Source organism: Streptomyces sp. NPDC058674, from assembly GCF_042716505.1.
GTDB lineage: Bacteria > Actinomycetota > Actinomycetes > Streptomycetales > Streptomycetaceae > Streptomyces.
Map to the genome: position 1 here is coordinate 26,775 of NZ_JBHXSC010000057.1, position 19,839 is coordinate 46,613.

At 74.0% G+C, this 19,839-nt stretch carries 19 protein-coding genes; 4 read left to right on the forward strand and 15 right to left on the reverse strand.

Annotated elements, in window-relative coordinates:
* Window positions 1–9: 9 nt before the first annotated feature.
* From ACFWU6_RS25220 to ACFWU6_RS25270, 11 genes are all read right to left on the reverse strand, one after another.
* Window positions 10–1,158 (reverse strand): ABC transporter substrate-binding protein, encoded by a 1,149-nt coding sequence (locus ACFWU6_RS25220; protein WP_383811210.1) that lies wholly within the window; start codon window positions 1,156–1,158, stop codon window positions 10–12.
* Window positions 1,159–1,373: 215 nt separating this feature from the next.
* Window positions 1,374–2,723 carry a sulfate adenylyltransferase subunit 1 gene (locus tag ACFWU6_RS25225; protein WP_383983189.1) on the reverse strand — a complete coding sequence of 450 codons (1,350 nt, stop codon included), beginning with the start codon at window positions 2,721–2,723 and terminating at the stop codon, window positions 1,374–1,376.
* A 2-nt stretch (window positions 2,724–2,725) separates the two neighbouring features.
* Entirely contained in the window at window positions 2,726–3,667 is a 942-nt protein-coding gene (gene cysD, locus ACFWU6_RS25230; RefSeq protein ID WP_383811204.1) for a sulfate adenylyltransferase subunit CysD, read from the reverse strand.
* The gene (cysC, locus tag ACFWU6_RS25235; RefSeq protein WP_383811201.1) at window positions 3,664–4,209 is read right to left on the reverse strand and encodes an adenylyl-sulfate kinase; all 546 of its coding nucleotides are present in this window, start codon (window positions 4,207–4,209) and stop codon (window positions 3,664–3,666) included. The genes cysD and cysC overlap by 4 nt, the downstream gene beginning before the upstream one ends.
* A 43-nt stretch (window positions 4,210–4,252) precedes the next feature.
* Window positions 4,253–4,954 (reverse strand): phosphoadenylyl-sulfate reductase, encoded by a 702-nt coding sequence (locus ACFWU6_RS25240; protein ID WP_383983191.1) that lies wholly within the window; start codon window positions 4,952–4,954, stop codon window positions 4,253–4,255.
* Entirely contained in the window at window positions 4,951–5,130 is a 180-nt protein-coding gene (locus tag ACFWU6_RS25245; protein ID WP_383811197.1) for a hypothetical protein, read from the reverse strand. Before ACFWU6_RS25245 ends, ACFWU6_RS25240 begins: the two co-directional genes overlap by 4 nt.
* Complete coding sequence (locus tag ACFWU6_RS25250; protein ID WP_383811194.1) at window positions 5,127–6,836, reverse strand: nitrite/sulfite reductase; 1,710 nt, start codon at window positions 6,834–6,836, stop codon at window positions 5,127–5,129. The genes ACFWU6_RS25245 and ACFWU6_RS25250 overlap by 4 nt, the downstream gene beginning before the upstream one ends.
* 227 nt (window positions 6,837–7,063) lie before the next feature.
* Window positions 7,064–7,147: a putative leader peptide gene (locus ACFWU6_RS25255; RefSeq protein WP_312847410.1), complete on the reverse strand. Its 84-nt coding sequence runs from the start codon at window positions 7,145–7,147 to the stop codon at window positions 7,064–7,066.
* 164 nt (window positions 7,148–7,311) lie between these two features.
* Complete coding sequence (locus ACFWU6_RS25260) at window positions 7,312–7,875, reverse strand: GNAT family N-acetyltransferase (RefSeq protein ID WP_383804869.1); 564 nt, start codon at window positions 7,873–7,875, stop codon at window positions 7,312–7,314.
* 5 nt (window positions 7,876–7,880) lie between these two features.
* A complete protein-coding gene (locus tag ACFWU6_RS25265; RefSeq protein ID WP_383983200.1) occupies window positions 7,881–9,143 on the reverse strand; it encodes a GAF domain-containing protein in 1,263 nt (420 codons plus the stop codon).
* A 355-nt stretch (window positions 9,144–9,498) separates the two neighbouring features.
* Window positions 9,499–11,142: an acyl-CoA dehydrogenase family protein gene (locus tag ACFWU6_RS25270; RefSeq protein ID WP_383804867.1), complete on the reverse strand. Its 1,644-nt coding sequence runs from the start codon at window positions 11,140–11,142 to the stop codon at window positions 9,499–9,501.
* A gap of 17 nt (window positions 11,143–11,159) precedes the next feature.
* On the opposite strand from ACFWU6_RS25270, the gene ACFWU6_RS25275 reads away from it, so the two are divergent.
* Entirely contained in the window at window positions 11,160–12,275 is a 1,116-nt protein-coding gene (locus tag ACFWU6_RS25275; RefSeq protein WP_383804865.1) for a YihY/virulence factor BrkB family protein, read from the forward strand.
* A gap of 83 nt (window positions 12,276–12,358) precedes the next feature.
* Window positions 12,359–13,096 carry a helix-turn-helix domain-containing protein gene (locus ACFWU6_RS25280; protein WP_383983193.1) on the forward strand — a complete coding sequence of 246 codons (738 nt, stop codon included), beginning with the start codon at window positions 12,359–12,361 and terminating at the stop codon, window positions 13,094–13,096.
* Here the strand turns inward: ACFWU6_RS25280 and ACFWU6_RS25285 are convergent.
* On the reverse strand, window positions 13,093–13,515 hold the full coding sequence (locus ACFWU6_RS25285) for a VOC family protein (protein WP_383983195.1): 423 nt from the start codon (window positions 13,513–13,515) through the stop codon (window positions 13,093–13,095). The genes ACFWU6_RS25280 and ACFWU6_RS25285 overlap by 4 nt on opposite strands.
* A gap of 390 nt (window positions 13,516–13,905) precedes the next feature.
* Here ACFWU6_RS25285 and rsgA point away from each other — a divergent pair, with 390 nt between their 5' ends.
* The gene (gene rsgA, locus ACFWU6_RS25290) at window positions 13,906–15,012 is read left to right on the forward strand and encodes a ribosome small subunit-dependent GTPase A (RefSeq protein WP_383804859.1); all 1,107 of its coding nucleotides are present in this window, start codon (window positions 13,906–13,908) and stop codon (window positions 15,010–15,012) included.
* A 52-nt stretch (window positions 15,013–15,064) separates the two neighbouring features.
* On the opposite strand, the gene ACFWU6_RS25295 is transcribed toward rsgA, so the two are convergent.
* The 3 genes from ACFWU6_RS25295 to ACFWU6_RS25305 form a co-directional block, all read right to left on the reverse strand.
* Window positions 15,065–16,222: a cation diffusion facilitator family transporter gene (locus tag ACFWU6_RS25295; RefSeq protein WP_383983197.1), complete on the reverse strand. Its 1,158-nt coding sequence runs from the start codon at window positions 16,220–16,222 to the stop codon at window positions 15,065–15,067.
* A gap of 309 nt (window positions 16,223–16,531) precedes the next feature.
* A complete protein-coding gene (locus ACFWU6_RS25300; RefSeq protein WP_383804855.1) occupies window positions 16,532–17,017 on the reverse strand; it encodes a DUF456 domain-containing protein in 486 nt (161 codons plus the stop codon).
* A 24-nt stretch (window positions 17,018–17,041) separates the two neighbouring features.
* Complete coding sequence (locus ACFWU6_RS25305; protein ID WP_383804872.1) at window positions 17,042–18,019, reverse strand: helix-turn-helix domain-containing protein; 978 nt, start codon at window positions 18,017–18,019, stop codon at window positions 17,042–17,044.
* 264 nt (window positions 18,020–18,283) lie between these two features.
* Here ACFWU6_RS25305 and ACFWU6_RS25310 point away from each other — a divergent pair, with 264 nt between their 5' ends.
* Complete coding sequence (locus ACFWU6_RS25310; RefSeq protein WP_383804853.1) at window positions 18,284–18,877, forward strand: hypothetical protein; 594 nt, start codon at window positions 18,284–18,286, stop codon at window positions 18,875–18,877.
* The last annotated feature ends 962 nt before the right edge of the window (window positions 18,878–19,839 follow it).

Here is a 19,839-nt window from a genome sequence, read left to right on the forward strand (position 1 = left end):
TCTACGGGGTTACTTGGCGCCGAGACCGGCGTCGGAGACCTCGGGCTTGCCGGCGGCCTTCAGGACCTTGTTCAGCAGCGTCAGGTCGTAGATGCCGGCCAGTTCGGGCTGCTCGATGAGCTTGGCCTTGACCGCGTCGTCGGCCTGCGCCTTCAGCGTCCCGGCCAGCGGGTCGTCGGTGACCAGGATGCTCTTCCACGCCGGGTCGATGACCTTGGCGTCCAGCGGCTTGCCGCCCTCGGCCGCCAGCTTGGCGTTGGCGGAGGCCTTGGCCTGGTCCGGGTTGGCGTTGATCCACTCGTTGGTCTTCACCGTGCCCTTGAGCACGGCCTCGACCACGTCCGGGTGCTCCTTGAGGAACTTCTGGGACACGATGACGTTCGTGATCACGAACTTCTTGTCGGGCCACAGGTCGGTCTCGTCGAGGAGGACGGCGGCGCCGTCGGAGACGAGCTTGGAGGCCGTGGGCTCCGGCACCCAGGCACCGTCGATGGAGCCCTGCTTGAAGGCGTCCGGGGTGACCTTGTTGTCCGTGCGGACGACGGAGACGTCACCCTTGCCGGACTCCGGGTCGACCTTCCAGCCCTTCTCCGAGATCCAGTTGAGGAACGCGACGTCCTGCGTGTTCCCCTTCTGGGGAGTGGCGATCTTCTTGCCCTTGAGGTCGTCCAGGGTCTTGATCTTCTCCGGGTTCACGACGAGCTTGACGCCGCCGGAGGCGGAGCCGGAGATGATCCGCAGGTTGGAGCCCTTGGACTTCACGTAACCGTTGATCGACGGCGAGGGGCCGATGAAGCCGATGTCGAGGGAGCCGCCGTTGAGGGCCTCGATCTCGGACGGGCCGGCGTTGAAGGACTGCGGCTTGACCGTGGTGCCGTTCAGCTCCTTCTCGATCAGGCCTTCCTGGAGGCCGACCAAGGCGGTGGCGTGGGTCAGGTTCGGGAAGTACCCGATGCGGACCTCGGCGGCGGAGAGCTTCTTGCCGGCGTCGGAGACCTCGGCGGCCTTGCCCTTCGGCTCGTCCTTCGCGGCCTCGGAGCCGTAGCCGCAGGAGGCGAGCGCACCGATCAGGAGCGGCAGGGCGGCGGCTGCGGCGACGCCGCGGCGCAGACCGGTCTTACGGGAGGGGGCAGTACGGGTGGTACCGGTGGCAGGCACGGGAGGACTTCCTCTCGGAGCGCCGTGGGATCACGACGCAGGTCTTCGTCTGTGGAGCGGGGACAGGTACGGCTCGTGGAGGGTGAGGGCGCGCATGCGGTGCGCGTACGTCATCGCGCACATCGCGCCACCCCTCCCTGTCCGCTGCCGAGGGAGCCGCTGCCCACGCGGCCGCCCTCCTTGGCGAAGGTGGAGTAGATGTCGGAGAACATGGGCTAGAAGTCCCACCCTTCCTCGTCCGCCTGCACGGTGGTCTCGGCCTTGGAGGCGAAGGACTCGCCCGCCATGCCGGCCGCCAGGGTCGTGCCGTCGGCCGGGTCGATCAGCAGGAAGGACCCGGTGCGGCGCGAGTCGGCGTACGCGTCGAGCGCGAGCGGCTCGGCGGTGCGGACGACGACGCGGCCGATGTCGTTGGCCACCAGCTGCCCGGGGTCCGGGTGCTGGGACAGGTCGTCCAGGGTCAGCCGCGAGGGGATCTCCCTGACGATCGCCTTGACCGTCCGCGTCGTGTGCTTGATCAGCACTCGGGCGCCGACGGCCAGCGGCTGGTCCGCCACGTGGCAGACCGTCGCCTCGACGTCCTGCGTGGTGGCCGGGGCACTGGCGGACGGCGCGATCAGGTCGCCGCGCGAGATGTCGATGTCGTCCTTCAGCCGCAGCGTCACCGACTGCGGCGCCCAGGCGATGTCCACGGACTCGCCCAGCGCGTCGATCCCCTCGATGACCGAGGTCCGGCCCGAGGGCAGCACCGTCACGGCCTCGCCGACGCGCAGGACGCCGGAGGCGATCTGGCCGGCGTAGCCGCGGTAGTCGGGGTGTGCCGCGGACTGCGGGCGGATCACGTACTGCACCGGGAAGCGCGCGGGGCAGGCCGTGAGGTCGTGGCTGACCGGGACGGTCTCCAGGTGCTCTAGCACCGTCGGGCCGCCGTACCAGTCCATGTTCGCGGACGGCTCGACCACGTTGTCCCCGGCCAGCGCCGAGATCGGGATCGCGGTGATCTCCGGGACGCCCAGGTCCGAGGCGTACGCGGTGAACTCCTCGGCGATCGCCGCGAAGACCGGCTCCGCGTAGTCCACGAGGTCCATCTTGTTGACGGCCAGCACCACGTGCGGGACGCGCAGCAGGGCGGCGACGGCGGCGTGCCGGCGGGTCTGCTCGATCACGCCGTTGCGGGCGTCGACCAGGACCACGGCCAGGTCAGCCGTGGAGGCGCCGGTGACCATGTTGCGGGTGTACTGCACGTGCCCCGGGGTGTCCGCGAGGATGAACCGGCGGCGCGTGGTGGCGAAGTAGCGGTAGGCCACGTCGATGGTGATGCCCTGCTCCCGCTCGGCCCGCAGGCCGTCGGTGAGCAGCGCGAGGTCGGGGGTCTCCTGGCCGCGCTGGGCGGAGACGGCCTCGACGGCCTCCATCTGGTCGGTGAGGACCGACTTCGAGTCGTGCAGCAGGCGGCCCACCAGGGTGGACTTGCCGTCGTCGACGGAGCCGGCGGTCGCGAAGCGCAGCAGTGTGGTCACGGAGGGGTCGGCCAGGCCGGCGAGCTGATCGGTGGTGCTGGTCATGTCTAGAAGTACCCTTCGCGCTTGCGGTCTTCCATCGCGGCCTCGGACACCTTGTCGTCGGCGCGGGTCGCACCGCGCTCGGTGAGGCGGGAGACGGCGATCTCGGCGATCACGGCGTCCAGCGTGGCGGCGTCGGAGTCGACGGCGCCGGTGCAGGACATGTCGCCGACGGTGCGGTAGCGGACGAGGCGCTTCTCGGGCGTCTCGCCCTCCTTGGCCCCGCCCCACTCGCCGGCCGTCAGCCACATGCCGCCCCGCCGGAACACCTCGCGCTCGTGGGCGAAGTAGATCTCCGGCAGCTCGATGGCCTCGCGGGCGATGTACTGCCACACGTCCAGCTCGGTCCAGTTGGACAGCGGGAAGACGCGCACGTGCTCGCCGGGGGCGTGGCGGCCGTTGTAGAGCTGCCACAGCTCGGGGCGCTGGCGCCGCGGGTCCCACTGGGAGAACTCGTCGCGCAGGGAGAAGACGCGCTCCTTGGCGCGGGCCTTCTCCTCGTCGCGGCGGCCGCCGCCGAAGACGGCGTCGAACCGGAGCCGCTGGATCGCCTCGGTCAGCGGGAGGGTCTGCAGCGGGTTGCGGGTGCCGTCCGGGCGCTCGCGCAGCTTGCCCGCGTCGATGTACTCCTGGACGGAGGCCACGTGCAGGCGCAGGCCGTGCTCGGCGACCGTGCGGTCGCGGTACTCCAGCACCTCGGGGAAGTTGTGGCCCGTGTCGACGTGCAGCAGCGTGAAGGGCACCGGCGCCGGCGCGAACGCCTTCAGCGCCAGGTGCAGCATGACGATGGAGTCCTTGCCGCCGGAGAACAGGACGACCGGCCTCTCGAACTCGCCCGCCACCTCGCGGAAGATGTGCACCGCCTCCGACTCCAGCGCGTCCAGGTGCGAGAGCGCGTACGGGGCGTCGGAGCCGGAATCGGTGTGCAGGTGTGCGGCCGTGGTCATGCCAGACCCCTCTCGGTGAGCAGCGCGTGCAGGGCCGAGGCCGACTCCTGCACGGACTGCGTGTGCGACTCGATACGGAGGTCCGGGGACTCCGGGGCCTCGTACGGGTCGTCGACCCCGGTCAGACCGGAGATCTCGCCCGCCGCCTGCTTGGCGTACAGGCCCTTGACGTCACGCTCGGAGCAGACCTCGACCGGGGTGGCCACGTGGACCTCCAGGTAGGAGGTGCCCTCGGCGGCGTGCCGCTTGCGGACGGCCTCGCGGCTGTCCGCGAAGGGCGCGATCACCGGCACCAGTGCCTTGACGCCGTTGCTCGCGAGGAGTTCGGCGACGAAGCCGATCCGCTGCACGTTGGTGTGCCGGTCCTCGCGGCCGAAGCCGAGGCCGGCGGAGAGGAACGCGCGGATCTCGTCCCCGTCGAGGACCTCCACGCGGTGGCCCTCGGCGCGCAGCCGCTCGGCCAGCGCGTGGGCGATGGTCGTCTTGCCCGCGCTCGGCAGCCCGGTCAGCCACACGGTGGCGCCCTGGTCGCTCACGCTCATCTGGTTCTTCTCCGTCGGTTCCGTACGAGTGGGGGGATTCTCATCAGCCGTGCAGGCCGCACTCGGTCTTGCCCAGCCCGGCCCAGCGGCCGGACCGCGCGTCCTCGCCCTGTGCCACGCGGCGGGTGCAGGGGGCGCATCCGACGGAGGCGTAGCCGTCGGCCAGCAGCGGGTTGGTCAGCACGCCGTGCTCGGCGACGTAGGCGTCCACGTCGTCCTGGGTCCAGCGGGCGATCGGCGAGACCTTGACCTTGCGGCGCTTCTCGTCCCAGCCGACGACCGGGGTGTTCGCCCGGGTCGGGGACTCGTCGCGGCGCAGGCCCGTCGCCCATGCGTCGTACGCGGCCAGGCCCTCTTCCAGCGGCTTGACCTTGCGCAGCGCGCAGCACAGGTCGGGGTCCCGGTCGTGCAGCCTCGGGCCGTGCTCGGCGTCCTGCTCGGCGACGCTCTGCCGCGGGGTGAGCGTGATGACGTTGACGTCCATCACGGCCTCGACCGCGTCGCGGGTGCCGATGGTCTCCTCGAAGTGGTAGCCGGTGTCGAGGAAGACCACGTCCACGCCGGGGAAGGCGCGGGAGGCCAGGTGGGCGACGACCGCGTCCTCCATGGAGGAGGTCACGGCGAACTTCTCGCCGAAGGTCCGGGCCGCCCAGGCGAGGATCTCCAGGGCGGAGGCGTCCTCCAGCTCCCGGCCCGCCCGCTCGGCCAGCTCCTTCAGACTCCGCGTCTCCTGAGCCGTCGTCATATCGCGTCCCCTCCGGTGCCGTTGGCCTGAACGCCCCGGGACAGCAGCCCGAGGTACTTCAGCTGGAAGGCCCGGTTGCAGGCCCGGCATTCCCAGGCGCCGTGCCCCGTCTCGTTCGGGAAGAGGTCCTCGTCGCCGCAGTACGGGCAGTAGAAGGGGGCGGCGCGCTCGCTCATGACAGGGCCTCGTCGCTCGCGCGGGTGACCCAGGAGGCGAAGCGCTCGCCGTCCTCGCGCTGCTCCTGGAAGCGCGTGACGACCCGCTCGACGTAGTCGGGCAGTCCGGCCGAGGTGACCTTGAGGCCGCGGACCTTGCGGCCGAAGCCGGCCTCCAGGCCGAGGGCGCCGCCCAGGTGGACCTGGTAGCCCTCCACCTGGTCGCCGTTCTCGTCCAGGACCAGCTGCCCCTTGAGACCGATGTCCGCCACCTGGATGCGGGCGCAGGCGTTCGGGCAGCCGTTGATGTTGATGGTGAGCGGCTCGGCGAAGTCCGGCAGGCGCCGCTCCAGCTCGTCGATCAGCGAGGCGCCGCGCGCCTTCGTCTCGACGATGGCCAGCTTGCAGAACTCGATGCCGGTGCAGGCCATCGTGCCGCGGCGGAACGGGGACGGATTGACCCGCAGGTCCAGCGCCTCCAGTGCCGCGACGACGGAGTCGACCCGGTCGGCCTCGATGTCGAGGACGATCATCTTCTGCTCGGCGGTGGTGCGCAGCCGGCCGGAGCCGTGCCGGGCGGCCACGTCCGCGATCTTGGTGAGGGTGGCGCCGTCCACGCGGCCCACGCGGGGGGCGAAGCCCACGTAGAAGCGGCCGTCCTGCTGCCGGTGGACGCCGACGTGGTCGCGCCACTGGCCGGAGGGCTGCGCGGGCGCCGGGCCGTCCGTGAGCCTGCGCTTCAGGTACTCGTCCTCCAGGACCTGGCGGAACTTGGCCGCGCCCCAGTCGGCGACGAGGAACTTCAGGCGGGCGCGGGTGCGCAGCCGGCGGTAGCCGTAGTCGCGGAAGATCGAGATGACGCCCTCGTAGACGTCGGGGACCTCCTCCAGCGAGACCCAGGTGCCCAGGCGCACGCCCAGCTTGGGGTTGGTGGAGAGGCCGCCGCCGACCCAGACGTCGAAGCCGGGGCCGTGCTCGGGGTGGTCCACGCCGACGAAGGCGATGTCGTTGATCTCGTGCGCCACGTCGAGCAGCGGCGAGCCGGAGACCGCGGACTTGAACTTGCGGGGCAGGTTCGAGAAGGCGGGGTTGCCCACGATCCGGCGCTGGATCTCGTCGATGGCGGGGGTGCCGTCGATGATCTCGTCCAGGGCGATGCCCGCGACGGGCGAGCCGAGGATCACGCGGGGCGTGTCGCCGCAGGCCTCGGTGGTCGAGAGGCCGACGGCCTCCAGACGGCGCCAGATCTCCGGGACGTCCTCGATGCGGATCCAGTGGTACTGCACGTTCTGGCGGTCGGTGAGGTCCGCGGTGCCGCGGGCGAACTCCTCGGAGATCTCGCCGATCACGCGGAGCTGCTCGGTGGTCAGCCGGCCCCCGTCGATGCGGACGCGCAGCATGAAGTACTTGTCGTCCAGCTCCTCCGGCTCCAGGATCGCGGTCTTGCCGCCGTCGATCCCGGGCTTGCGCTGGGTGTAGAGGCCCCACCAGCGCATGCGGCCGCGGAGGTCGTTCGGGTCGATCGAGTCGAAGCCCGCCTTGGAGTAGATCGTCTCGATGCGTGTCCGCACGTTGAGACCGTCGTCGTCCTTTTTGAACTGCTCGTTGCCGTTGAGGGGCGTGTGGTGTCCGACGGCCCACTGACCCTCACCGCGGTGGCGGCCGGTCTTGCGGCGCGCGGCGGCTGCGGGAGCTGCTGCTGCGGGCGTTTCGGGGGTGGCGGCCATGGCGGTACGTCCTTCTTCGGCGGCTCAAGGCAAAGGCAGGGGGGCAGGGGCAGGGAGGCGCGCCCCTGTCACGTCGGCGTGGCTGAGCGGGGTGCGGCCGATCTCCGCTCCTCTGCCGGGGTGGCCGGCGGGCAGGGCGGTATGCGGCCTTCAGGGGACTTCGGTGACCGGCGCTTCCGCGGCGGCGAGGCCGGGATTGCGGCGGTGTGCGGCGGTGGCTGGTTCCGTCAGCGCGCCGGACAGATGGCGCTGGACATGCGGCCGAGATCGACGTGCCGTCGACTCACCAAGGCAATTCCAGCTCCATTCATGGCGGAAGCGTGTCATGTGCCGATTGGAGGAGTCCACTACTGTCCATGATGCGGACGAAGTCGTCTCGCATCGCGGGATGGCGTGACGGGGGTCACGCCCCGGGCCGCTTCCGGGCCGCTTCCGGGCCGTGCGCGGCGGCCAGGCGGGACTTTGACGACAGGGCCTAGGCGCCGGGCCAGGGGCCGGGGGTGGGGGACTCCTCCCTCGGTTCCGTTTCCGTCTTGAACAGCTTGAAGCCGCGCCGCTCGTAATTGGCCATCGCCGTCGGCCCGTCCAGGCTGCACGTGTGCAGCCAGACCCGCCGCGTCGGCTCCCGGTCCGGCCAGCGGGACGCCAGGTCCCAGGCCCGCGCGACGCCCACCGAGAGCAGGTGCCCGCCGATGCGCCGGCCGCGGAAGTCGGGGAGCAGGCCGAAGTACACGATCTCCACCACGCCGTCGTCCTGCGGATCGAACTCGACGTACCCCGCCGGCGTGCCGCGGTCGTACGCCACCCACGTCTCCACCCCCGGCCGGGCCAGCTGCCGCGCCCACTCGGCGCGGGTCAGGGCCAGCCGGTCCGTCCAGTGGATGTCGCCGCCCACCGAGGCGTACAGGAAGCGGCTGAACTCGGGGGAGGGGACCTCCGACCGGACGACGGTGATCTCCGGACCGGGGACCGCCGCGGGGACCAGGTCGCCGGGCGCGGTCATGTCCAGGGACCAGGTGGTGAGGGTGATGGTGCTCATGCGGGTCAGGGAATCACGCCGGACCCCGCGCCGACCAGGCGGGCCCTGATCACGGCCGGAGCGGTGGAGTGGGGCAGCAGCGCCGCCGGCTCCTCCGGGCGGATCAGCTTCACCTCCACGTCCTGCGCGAAGCGGTACGGCCGGTGGGTCAGCACGCCCCCGAGGCGGCGCCGCACCCGCGACAGCTCCGCGCGGACCGTCACCGTGCGCGAGGGGTCCCCGAAGAGCTCCGCCGCCAGCTCCGCCGCCGTACGCCCCCGGGGGCTCTCCGCCAGCAGGAACAGCAGCTCCGCGTGGCGCGGGCTCAGCTCCTGCGACCAGCTCCCGGCGGCCCCGTACACCGTCGCGGACCACGCGCCCGGCCGGCTGAGGTCCAGTACGACCCGGGTCGCCGCCGGGTGCGCACGGGTCCGCGCGACCCGCAGCAGCCAGCCGCCGGGCAGCGGCTCCGCCACGCACTCGCCGAGCTGCGGCACGAACACCCGACCCGGGCCGAAGTGCTTCGGCAGCGGGACCCGGTCCGCCGGGACCAGGCCCGTCACGGCCGCCGTCCAGCCGTGCGGGTCCACGGCCACCGCCGGGCCCGGCAGCCGGGCCAGCAGCGGGGCCGCGACCGCCCGCAGCCGCTCCAGCGACTCCAGGTGCCGCAGGCGCAGCTCCCGCTCGGCGAGCCGGGCCACCGAGCTCACCCACGCCAGCGTCGCCGGGTGCATGGTGGCCAGCGGCCCGCTGACGTCGACCACCCCCAGCAGCCGCCCGTCGCGCGGGTCCCGTACGGGCGCCCCCGCGCACGTCCAGTCGTGGTGGCTGGAGACGAAGTGCTCCGCCGAGAACACCTGGACCGGCCTGCGGGCCACCAGCGCCGTCCCCACGCCGTTGGTGCCGACCACCGCCTCGTCCCAGTCGGCCCCGACCGCGAAGCCCAGCCGGTCCGCCTTGCGCAGGATGGAACGGTGCCCCTCCCGCCACAGCAGCCGCCCGTCCGCGTCGGCGACGACCATGATGTGCAGGCTGTCGTCCAGGGAGGGCAGCAGGCCCTCCCGGAGCACCGGCAGGACCTCCCGCAGCGGCGACAGCCGCCGCCGCTCCTCGGTCTCGGCGGCCGACAGCACCCGCGAGCGCGCGTCCCGGTCCGGGTGCACCCCGCCGGCCAGCATCCGGCGCCAGGACTCGGCGATCTCCGGACGGGGCGCGGCCGGCGGCGGGTCGCCGGCCAGCGCCGCCGCCCGCACCCCCTTGAGGAGGCGGACGGCCTGCCGCGCGTCCATGGCCGAGATGCGTGCCGCATCGACCGTGCTGCCTGTGGTGTCGGCCACCGGAACCTCCCCGTGCGAACAGATGTACGACGCAAGCCGGGCCGGGCGGTCCGCGGACACCGCATCCCTCCCGGCGCCCACGGCGGGGCGGCTGCCGAATCAAAGGGTGCAACGTCATGCAACTCTCGCCAAGCCCCGGTCACCCGACCGAGACTGGCCCCACGCCGCCGAGCGGCGTGACAGCTCCTCCTCGGGGCTTCCCGGGCCAGGGGTGGCGCCGAGTCGGCGCGGCGCCACCCCTGCCTCCGGCCGACGGGCCCGGATCCGGGCTCGAAGCGGTGCGGGGACCTTGGGGGGTGCCCGGCTTCTAGCCCGTGATCCGCGCCCGTTCCACCACCGCGCCGAGGTCCAGGCTGTGCGGCAGCGTGCCGAAGGCCGCGCCCCGGTCACCGCCCAGCCGCGAGGCGCAGAACGCGTCCGCCACCTGCGGGGGAGCCCACCGCACCAGCAGGGAACCCTGCAGCACCAGCGCCATGCGCTCCACCACGCGACGGGCGCGGGCCTCGATGCCCTCCAGGTCGGCGAGCTCCGTCAGCAGGTCCTTGACGGCCGCGTCCAGCCGGTGGTCGGCGCCCCGGGCCAGGCCCACCTCCACCAGGAAGGCGTTCAGCGCCTGCGGCTCGCGCTGCAGGGCCCGCAGCACGTCCAGCGCCTGCACGTTGCCCGAACCCTCCCAGATCGAGTTCAGCGGGGACTCGCGCAGCAGTCTCGGCATCCCGGACTCCTCGACGTAGCCGTTGCCGCCCAGGCACTCCAGCGCCTCCGCCACCATCGGCGTGCAGCGCTTGGTCACCCAGTACTTTGCCGCGGGCACGGCCAGGCGCAGGAAGGCCCTCTCCTGGTCGGTGCCGGCGTCGTAGGCCGCCGCGAGGCGCAGGGTGAGGGTGGTGGCCGCCTCCGACTCCAGGGCGAGGTCCGCGAGCACGTTGCGCATCAGCGGCTGGTCGATGAGCGGCGCTCCGAATGCGGAGCGGTGCTCCGCGTGGTGCACGGCCTGCGTCAGCGCCTGCCGCATCAGCGAAGCCGAGCCGATCACGCAGTCCAGCCGGGTCGCCGCGACCATCTCGATGATGGTCCGCACCCCCCGGCCCTCCTCGCCGACGCGCCGCGCCCAGGTCCCGTCGAACTCCACCTCGCCCGACGCGTTCGACCGGTTCCCCAGCTTGTCCTTCAACCGCTGGATCGCGAAGACGTTGCGCGTGCCGTCCGGCAGCACCCGCGGCACCAGGAAGCAGGTCAGCCCGCCCGGCGCCTGCGCCAGCACGAGGAACCCGTCGCACATCGGCGCGGAGCAGAACCACTTGTGCCCCGTCAGCAGGTACTCCCCGGAGGCGTCCAGCGGCACCGCCGCCGTCGTGTTCGCCCGTACGTCGCTGCCCCCCTGCTTCTCCGTCATCCCCATCCCGAAGAGCACGCCCGTCTTCTGCCCGGGCGGCCGCAGACCCTCCTCGTACACGTGCGAGGTCAGCCGCGGCTCCCACTCCGCCGCCAGCTCCGGGTCGGCCCGCAGGGCCGGTACGGCGGCGTGCGTCATCGAGACCGGGCAGCCGTGCCCCGACTCGGCCTGCGACCACACGAAGAAGCCCGCCGCGCGGCGCAGGTGCCCGGCCGGGCGTCCCCAGGCGTCGGTCAGCCCCGAGGTCACGGCGTGCCCGAGCAGCCGGTGCCACGCCGGGTGGAAGTCGACCTCGTCGATGCGGTTCCCGTACCGGTCGTGGGTCCGCAGTTTCGGCGGGTTCTCGTTCGCCAGGGCGCCCCACCCCTGGGCCTGCGCGGAGCCGGCGGCCCGCCCGAGGGTGGTCAGCTCCTTGCGCACCCCGTCGAGGAGTTCGGCATCCGCCGAGGCGAGGTGGCGCTCCACCCCCTCGGTGAGGGCGCGGTCGCCCCCGTAGACGTCGTGGCCCACCAGGGGCGGGGCCTGGTTGCTGACTGTGTGGGTGGTGGCTGCCATGCGGATACCGTAAGGACGTGCAGCCAGTAAAAGAAACACCCGAGCGGATCCCAGGGCGGCTCCACCGGGCCCGCGCCCTCTACCGCAACGTCTCCAAGCGGAAGATGGCCTGGCTGCTGCTGAAGGACACCGTCAACTCGTGCATCGAGTACCGCATCCTCGGACTCGCGGCCGAGGCGGCGTTCTTCACCCTCCTGTCGCTGCCCCCGCTCTTCCTCGGCCTGCTCGGCCTCCTCGGCTACGTGGACGGCTGGACGGACACCCGGTCCGTCGAGAGCATCGAGGAGAACATCCTGCGGGCCGTCGGCACCGTGCTCTCCGACCGCGGCGTCAACGACATCGCCAGGCCCATGCTGGACGACGTGACCAGCCGGGGCCGGCCCGACCTGATCTCGCTCGGCTTCGCCTTCGCGCTGTGGTCGGGCTCCCGCGCCGTCAACGTCTTCATCGACACCATCACCGTCATGTACGGACTCGACGGCCACCGCGGGATCGTCAAGACCCGCCTGCTCGCCTTCCTCCTGTACATCATCGCCCTGCTGATCGGCGCGATCGTGCTGCCGCTGATGGTCGTCGGTCCCGACGCGGTGGTCCGGCTGCTCCCCTGGAGCACCGAGGTGATCGCGGTGCTCTACTGGCCGACGGTCACCCTGCTGTCCATCGCCTTCCTGACCACGCTCTACCACGTCTCCGTCCCGGTGCGCTCGCCGTGGATCGAGGACGTGCCGGGGGCGCTGGTGGCCCTGGCGATGTGGGTGCTCGGCTCGTTCCTGCTGCGGATCTACCTCACCAACACCGTGGAGGGCCCGACGATCTACGGATCGCTGGCCGCGCCGGTGGCCATCCTGCTGTGGATCGGCATCTCCGCCTTCGCGGTGCTCGTCGGCGCCGCCGTCAACGCCGCCATCGACCGCGTCTGGCCGTCCGTGGCCACGGCCGCGGCGCGCGAGGCGAACGAGCGGGCCCGCGAGGCGGAGGCGGCGCAGCTGATCGCGCGGGCCGCCGCCTGGCGGGCGATGGCCGAGGGCGAGTCGGAGGACGACGAGGACGACGGGATGCCCTCGGAGTTCCCGGAGCGGTGGTCGAAGTTCCTCCCGCCGGAGGACTACTCCTCCAGGCTCCGCAAGCACTGACCCGGCGGGCCGGGCCCGCGCCGCCGGGCCGCGCCGCCCGGCGGGGCGCCGGGGGCGGCGGGGGCGGCCCGTAGCCTGGTGGCGTGTACGAGGAAGCGCGCTCGGCGGCCGTGCCCGGGGCCGTGCTCTGGCGGTCCGGGGGCGGCGGCGGGACGGTGCTGCCCGACGGCTGCATGGACCTGCTGTGGGTGGACGGGCGGCTGCTGGTCGCCGGGGCCGACACCCGGCCGCACCCGGCCGGGGAGGTCCCCGGCGGGGTCTTCGCCGGAATCCGGCTCGCGCCCGGGACGGCGCCGACGCTGCTGGGCGTACCGGCGCACGTCCTGCGGGACCGCCGCGTGGAGCTGGCCGACCTGTGGCCGGCGAGGGAGGTGCGCCGCCTCGCCGGGCTCGTCGAGGGGTACGGCGACCCGCGCGCCGGACTGGAGGCGCTGGCCGCGCGCCGCGCCGCCGCGGCCGGGCCGCCCGACCCGCTCGCCGCCGAGGTCGCCGCCCGGCTCCGGGCGGGCCAGCCGGTGGCCGGGATCGCCGCCGCGGTCGGGCTCGGGGAGCGGCAGCTGCACCGCCGCTCGCTGGACGCCTTCGGGTACGGACCCCGCACGCTCGGCCGCGTCCTGCGGCTGCGCCGGGCCCTGGCGCTCGCCCGGTCCGGGATGCGCTACGCCGAGGTCGCGGCCGTCGCCGGCTACGCCGACCAGGCGCACCTCTCCCGGGAGGTCCGCACGCTGGCCGGCACCACCCTGAGCGCCTACGCCGCGGGCGCGGGCGCGGGCTCGGTCCCAGGTCCGGTCTCCGGCGCGGGTGCGGAAGGCGTTTCCTAGGGCGTGTGCGGCGCGGCGGCGCCCGCGCCCTCCGACGGGGCGAAGAGCGAGACGCCGCAGCCGTCCGGGTCGAGGACCACCGCGTAGCGCTGGCCCCAGAAGGCGTCCCAGGGCTTCAGGTGGCCCGTGTGCCCTGCGTCGGTCAGTTCGGCGTACAGGGCGTCCACCGCGGCGGGGGAGTCGCACAGGAACGCGAGGTCCCGGCGGCCGTCACCGGCCGGGCGGGTCCAGGAGGGGTCGAAGGAGCGGACGACCTCCTCCGTGTCCCACGCGATCCGCAGGCCGCCGGGAAGCACGGCCTCCACGTGCTGCTGCTCCTCGGCGCCCGGCGGGACGTCGAGGCCCAGGCGGCGGTAGAAGGCGAGCGAGGCGGCCATGTCGGAGACGACCATGCCGATCATGTCGAGTCGAGGAGTCATGACGGCAGCCTAGGCATCCGCCGCGGCCGCGGTCTTGAACGAATCGGACACCGGCGCGGGACGCGTTCGCCGTCGGCCGGGCGGCGGACTGGCTCTGAGGGCGCCGGCTCTGAGGGCGCCGGCGCCGCACCGCTCCGTCGGCGGGGTCTTCCGGAAAAAGAACTGGCTCCCGCGCGCGGGGGCTTGTTACGGTGGGACCGTTCCCGCCGACCGGTGCGGAACGGCCAGTTCGTGCATGACCCGGAGGTGAGTTCGTTGATGACTGTCGTCGCGCAGGGCGCTGCCCGCACTCAGAAGACCATCAATGTCACCTCCGTGGCCTCCGGCTGACCTCGTATACCTCCACGCGCCGCGCGCGTGCCGCCGGGGCCGCCCTGTGAAGGGTTCCCCTTGTCTTTCTCCTCTTTCCCGCAGGCACCGCTCCCGCACGCCCTCGCCCCCTTCGGCTGGGACGACGCGTGGGAGGCCGAATTCACCCCGTACGCCGAGCAGGGCCTGCTGCCCGGCCGGGTCGTCCGGGTCGACCGCGGCCAGTGCGACGTCATGACCGAGGCCGGCCTGGTCCGGGCCGACACCGCCTTCGTCACCCCGCACGACCCGCTCCGCGTCATCTGCACCGGTGACTGGGCCGCCGTCGAGGCGGCGGGCAGCCCGCGCTACGTGAAGGCCTACCTGCCGCGCCGCACCGCCTTCGTACGGTCCACCTCCTCGCAGCGGTCCGAGGGGCAGATCCTCGCCGCCAACGTCGACCACGCGGTCATCGCCGTCTCCCTCGCCGCCGAGCTGGACCTGGGGCGCATCGAGCGCTTCCTGGCTCTGGGGTGGGAGTCCGGCGCGCAGCCGCTGGTCGTCCTCACCAAGGCCGACCTGGTCCCGGACCCGGGGACGCTCGCGCACCTGGTCCAGGACGTGGAGACCGCGGCGCCGGGTGTCCCGGTCCTCACCGTCTCCTCCCACTCCGGGGAGGGCACGGACGTCCTCGCCGCCGTCGTCGCGGGCGGCACGAGCGTGCTGCTCGGCATCTCCGGCGCCGGGAAGTCGACCCTCGCCAACGCCCTGCTCGGCACCGACGTGATGGAGGTCCGGCAGATCCGCGACGTCGACGGGAAGGGCCGCCACACGACGACGACGCGCAACCTGCTCGCCCTGCCGGGCGGCGGCGTCCTCATCGACACCCCCGGACTGCGGGGAGTGGGCCTCTGGGACGCCGGGGCCGGAGTCGGCCAGGTGTTCTCCGAGATCGAGGAGTACGCCGCGCACTGCCGCTTCCACGACTGCGCCCACGAGGCGGAGCCGGGGTGCGCGGTGCTGGCGGCCGTGGAATCGGGGGAGCTGGCCGACCGCCGTCTGGAGAGCTACCGCAAGCTGCTGCGGGAGAACCAGCGGATCGTCGCGAAGACGGACGCCCGCCTGCGGTCGGAGATCCGCCGCGACTGGCGCCTGAAGTCGGCGGAGGGCCGCGCCAACTACGCGGCGAAGCGCACCGGTCGGGCCTGACCCCGCCCCCCGGCCCCCCGGCCCCGGCCCCTGCCCTCGGGCGGGGCCGGGGTCAGGCCGGCGTCGGGCGGGATGCGTGGTGGGACAGCGGAGTGTGCGGGTCGCCGTCGGCGGTGGGGGCGTGGTCGGTGTGGACCGTCGCCGCCGTCAGGCGGGGCACAGCGTGGATCAGGGCGTGCTCGGCGGCCACCGCCAGCTCGTGCGCCCGTACCACCGTCAGACCGGGGTCGACCACGATGTCCGCCTCGGCCCGCAGGACGTGGCCGATCCACCGCATCCGGACCTGTCCCACGCCCAGCACCCCGTCCACCCCGCGCAGCGCGTCCTCCGCCGCGTCGACGAGGGCCGGGTCCACCGAGTCCATCAGCCGGCGGCAGACCTCGCGGGCGGCGTCCTTCAGGACCAGCAGGATGGCCAGGGTGATCAGCAGCCCGACCACCGGGTCGGCCGCCCGCCACCCCAGAGCGGCGCCGCCGGCCCCCAGGAGGACGGCCAGCGAGGTGAAACCGTCCGCACGGGCGTGCAGGCCGTCGGCGACGAGTGCGGCCGAGCCGATCCTGCGGCCGGTGCGGATACGGAGCCGGGCCACCCATTCGTTGCCCGCGAACCCGACGAGCGCCGCCCCGGAGACCGCCCACAGGTGGGTGACGTCCCGCGGGTCGAGCAGCCGGTCCACGGCCACCCAGGCGGCCAGCGCCGCGGACGCCGCGATGGCGGCCACGATCACGACGCCGGCCAGGTCCTCGGCGCGCCCGTACCCGTAGGTGTAGCGCCGGTTCGCCGCCCGCCTGCCGAGGACGAACGCGATGCCCAGCGGGACGGCCGTCAGGGCGTCCGCGGCGTTGTGGACCGTGTCGCCCAGCAGCGCCACCGACCCCGACAGCACCACGATCGCCGACTGCACGGCCGTGGTCAGCCCCAGGACTCCCAGGGAGGTCCACAGCGTGCGCATCCCCGCGCGGGAGGCCTCCATCGCCGTGTCGACCCTGTCGCCCGCGTGGTGGCCGTGCGGGGCGAGGGCGTGGGCGACGCCGTGCCGCAGCCGGGCCGCCGGCCCCCGGCGGCGGTGCGCGGATTCGTGTGCGCCCGGGTGCCCTGCCGGGTGTGGGTGCGCGTGCGCGTGCCCGTGGTCGGGTGTCCGCTTGTGGTCGTGAGCGTGATCGTCAGTGGGATGGTGCTCGTGGCCGGGGATGTGCCGGTGACCCTCCATGCGGCCTACGGTGGCACATCGAACCGTTTGCGGCCATCACCGTCATACGCCCCGTGACCAGCTGCGATGACCTCGCACCTACGACTCGGACGCCGGCGGGGCCCCGCCCCCGGACCCGCTCCGGGCGGACCAGGACCTAGGCGCCGAGCGGCCCCGCCGCCACCGCCCCCACCCGCCCCGGCCTCCGGTCGCAGCGCCTTCGCCCCCGCCCCGTCCCCCGCGCCGCCCTCCGCACGCAGGCCGCACCGCGCCCCTTCCGCCCGCCGTCCCGTGCGCCGCCGGCCCGGCCGCCCCGGCCGCCCGCCGTGCCTACACCCCCGCCACCACGGCGCCCAGCCACGCCCCCGCCACCAGCAGGCACGCGAAGAGCTCCACCAGCACGCTCGTCCCCGCCGCCCGCATCACCGCCCGCGCCGAAGTCCACGCCTCGCCGTGCGTCCCGAGCCGCAGCCGCTCGCACAGGTAGATGCCACCGATGAAGCCCGGGACCGCCCCCACCACCGGGACCAGGACGAAGCCGAGCACCGCGCCCGCGCCCGCGTACGCCGCCATCCGCGGGGTCGCTCCCACGTCGCGGAGCCGGCGCGGCGGCAGCATCCACTCCACCACCTGGACCACCAGCAGCAGGGCCGTCGCCGCGACCAGCAGGGTCCACGCCGGATTGGACCGCTCGTGCACCGCCCACCACATCAGCCCCGCCCACACCAGCCACGTCCCCGACACCCCCGGGACCAGCACCCCCACCACGCCGAACAGCAGCACCAGCCCCACCAGGAGCAGCTGCGGCAGATCCATCTGCCCAGCCTGACCGACCCGGGGCTATCGGGCCACCCAGCCCCGCTCGTACGCGTGCCAGCCGAGCTGGAGCCGGGTCGTGACCCCCGCCAGCTCCATCAGCCCCTTCACCCGCCGCTGCACCGTCCGTAGCCCCAGGTCCAGGTGCTTCGCCACGCTCGCGTCCGTCATGCCCGCCAGCAGCAGGGAGAGGATCTCCAGGTCGGTGGTGTCGGGGCCGCCCCCGGACTCCTCGGCCGAGCCGGCCGCGCCCAGCCGCAGCGGCAGCGACTCCCGCCACACGGCCTCGAACAGGCCCGTCAGGGACTCCAACAGCCCCGACGCGTGCACCACCAGCGCCGCCGGCTCCGCCCCGCGCGACGTCAGCGGGACCATGGCGAGCGTCCGGTCCGCGATCACCAGCTTCGTCGGCACCTGACCCGTCACCCGTACCCGCTCGCCCCGCGCCAGCGCCGTCGACGCCTCCCGGATGCCCCTCGGCAGGGTCAGCACCTCCCGCTCGATCACCACCCGGTAGTCGACCCCCCGCACCGACGCGCGCTCCTCCGACTCGTTGTCGGTACCCGTCACCACCTGCGGCCGGCCGCTGACCAGGGCGCACACCTCCTCCACCGCCCCGAGCTGGAGCTGGTGGAAGCGGTGCGCCACCGCGCTCGCCCCCTGCACCACCTCCACGAGGTCGTGCACGGCCGGCTCGGCGGCCTCCGCCCGGTACTCCTCCGCCAGCAGCACCGCCGCCAGTTCCGCCTGCTCCAACTCGTGCCGCTGCTGCGTCAGCAGGGCCCCCAGCGCCACCCCGGGCGGCGCGGCCACCCAGCGCCCCGGCCGGGCCGAGGACTGGGCCGCCAGCCCGTGCCGCTCCAGGTGCCGCAGCGCCCGTTCGGTCTGCGGCACCGGCAGGGTCAGCCGGTGCGCGAGGTCGGGGACCTCGGCCGCCCCCAGCGCCACCAGTACGCGGTACGCCGACTCCTGGCCCTCGTCCAGGCCTATCGCACCCAGCAACCCGTCCACCCCACCTCTCCACGCGACCCCTGGCGGGAAGCGGCCACGGCGCGAACCCGCCGCGGACATCATCGCCGCACCCCCCGCCACTCTGCCAAGGTCCTGCCACCGCAGCACCAACATCCGCTGGCCAGACGCCATGTGCGCGGCGGCTTTGCCGCGCGATGCAGCGGTTGGCCGGAATTCACCTGGCGAGAGCGATAGCGCCCGATATCGCGTACGGCAGTCGGAGCGGCCACCGCGGCCGTCCTGGCCGCCACCGCCGTGGGCCCGTCCACGGCGCAGCCGAGCGGCGGAGCGCCGCCCGGCTCCTTCGGTGACGTCGGCGGCCTCCGGCTCGAGCGCGACGGCGAGGTCATCGGCGAGAGCGGATACCCGTTCCGGGTGTTCGAGGTCCCGGCCGAGGCGGGGAAGTACGAACTGACGCAGTCCGTCGAGAAGATCGGCCAGCCGTCCCGCACCTGGCAGCGCTCGACCGCGGTGCGCACGACGTGGGGCTTCACCTCGAAGCTCGACCCCGCGGCCTCCTCGCAAGCCCTGCCCGTCCTCTTCCCCCGGTACGCCGCCCCGATGGACGGGGGGAAGACGGTCACCGCGGCAAACGGGCTGAGCATCGGGCTGAGCGCCACGGGGCACGCGGGCTACGAGCCGGGCGCGCTGACGTCGGCCGAGCTGTCGTACTCGTACGACGGTGAGCCCTGGACCGAGGCCGAGGTGAGCGAGCGCGGCGGCAGGTGGGCCGCGGTCGTCGACCACGCGGGAGCTTCCGGCAAGCCGGTTTCGCTGAAGGTCGAACTGACCGACGCGAACGGTGCGTCGGTGACCCAGACGGTCGTGCGGGCGTACGGCATCCGCTAGTCCGTACGGGTGAAGCGGGAGGGGTCCACCGGACGGCGGTCCGGTGGACCCTTTTCGCGCATTCGGCGTTTTCCCCGGGGGCGGGGGGCCGACAATGGGGGAATGAGTCAGCAGGGCGCGGACGACTGGTGGCAGAAGCTCTACGAGGACCCGGACGCGGGAGCGGACCCCGATCCGGGGGACACGCTCGACCACCGCTTCCGCTCGGCGGCGGTCCTGACGACGCCTCCGACGGTCCCGTCCCAGCCGACCCCGGAGGCCGGGGCGGCGAGGCCGGAGGCCGGGGCCGTGGCCCCGGACCGGGAGGCGGGCCCGCCTCCGCCGCCTCCTCTGCCGCCGCCTCCGCCGCCGTTGGCGGACACGGCGCTGCCACGCGCCCGAACGGAGGCCGCGGCGACCGGCCCGCGGGTCGCACCCCCCGGGCCCGACCGGCCCGCGCCCCAGCTCCCGCCCGCCCCGCCCGTGGAGCCGGGCCGACCGTGGGGACGGGCGGGGTCCGGCGGGGCGGGGCCGATGCCCGGCGCACCCGCACCGCACGGCCCGACCGCACCGCCCGTACCGCCCGCACGGCCCAGCGCGTCCGTGCCGCCCGTGGAGCCGGGTCGGCCGTGGGGACGGGCGGAGTCCGCAGCCGCCGCCGGGCCCCCGCCGGGGGCGGCCCCCGCGCCGCCCGAGGCGCCGCCGCGGGCCGGCCGCCCGGGCGAGGCGTTCCTACCCGGCCCGCGGCAGGATGCGGGTCCGGTACCGCCGATGCCTCCGGGGGCGGGGCAAGGCCCGGGTTCCGTACCGGCGCCTTCCGGGCAGAGGCCGGGGCCGAGTCCGGGTTCCGTACCGCCTGTGCCGTCCGGGCCGGTTCCGGGTGCCGTAGCGCCGGTGCCTCCGGGGCCGGGTCCCGTACCGCCGGAGCCCTCCGGGCCCGGGTCAGGGCAGGGGTCGGGCGCGGGAGGGGCTTCCGCCGGGGC

Bases quoted from the DNA above. Each gene is read 5' to 3' on its own strand.
- ACFWU6_RS25250 (WP_383811194.1), bottom strand. From the start codon at position 6,836: ATGGCCGCCACCCCCGAAACGCCCGCAGCAGCAGCTCCCGCAGCCGCC.
- ACFWU6_RS25300 (WP_383804855.1), bottom strand. From the start codon at position 17,017: ATGGATCTGCCGCAGCTGCTCCTGGTGGGGCTGGTGCTGCTGTTCGGC.
- ACFWU6_RS25270 (WP_383804867.1), bottom strand. From the start codon at position 11,142: ATGGCAGCCACCACCCACACAGTCAGCAACCAGGCCCCGCCCCTGGTG.
- ACFWU6_RS25255 (WP_312847410.1), bottom strand. From the start codon at position 7,147: ATGAATGGAGCTGGAATTGCCTTGGTGAGTCGACGGCACGTCGATCTC.
- ACFWU6_RS25295 (WP_383983197.1), bottom strand. From the start codon at position 16,222: ATGGAGGGTCACCGGCACATCCCCGGCCACGAGCACCATCCCACTGAC.
- cysC (WP_383811201.1), bottom strand. From the start codon at position 4,209: ATGAGCGTGAGCGACCAGGGCGCCACCGTGTGGCTGACCGGGCTGCCG.
- ACFWU6_RS25265 (WP_383983200.1), bottom strand. From the start codon at position 9,143: ATGGACGCGCGGCAGGCCGTCCGCCTCCTCAAGGGGGTGCGGGCGGCG.
- ACFWU6_RS25225 (WP_383983189.1), bottom strand. From the start codon at position 2,723: ATGACCAGCACCACCGATCAGCTCGCCGGCCTGGCCGACCCCTCCGTG.
- ACFWU6_RS25240 (WP_383983191.1), bottom strand. From the start codon at position 4,954: ATGACGACGGCTCAGGAGACGCGGAGTCTGAAGGAGCTGGCCGAGCGG.
- ACFWU6_RS25260 (WP_383804869.1), bottom strand. From the start codon at position 7,875: ATGAGCACCATCACCCTCACCACCTGGTCCCTGGACATGACCGCGCCC.
- cysD (WP_383811204.1), bottom strand. From the start codon at position 3,667: ATGACCACGGCCGCACACCTGCACACCGATTCCGGCTCCGACGCCCCG.
- ACFWU6_RS25285 (WP_383983195.1), bottom strand. From the start codon at position 13,515: ATGACTCCTCGACTCGACATGATCGGCATGGTCGTCTCCGACATGGCC.
- ACFWU6_RS25245 (WP_383811197.1), bottom strand. From the start codon at position 5,130: ATGAGCGAGCGCGCCGCCCCCTTCTACTGCCCGTACTGCGGCGACGAG.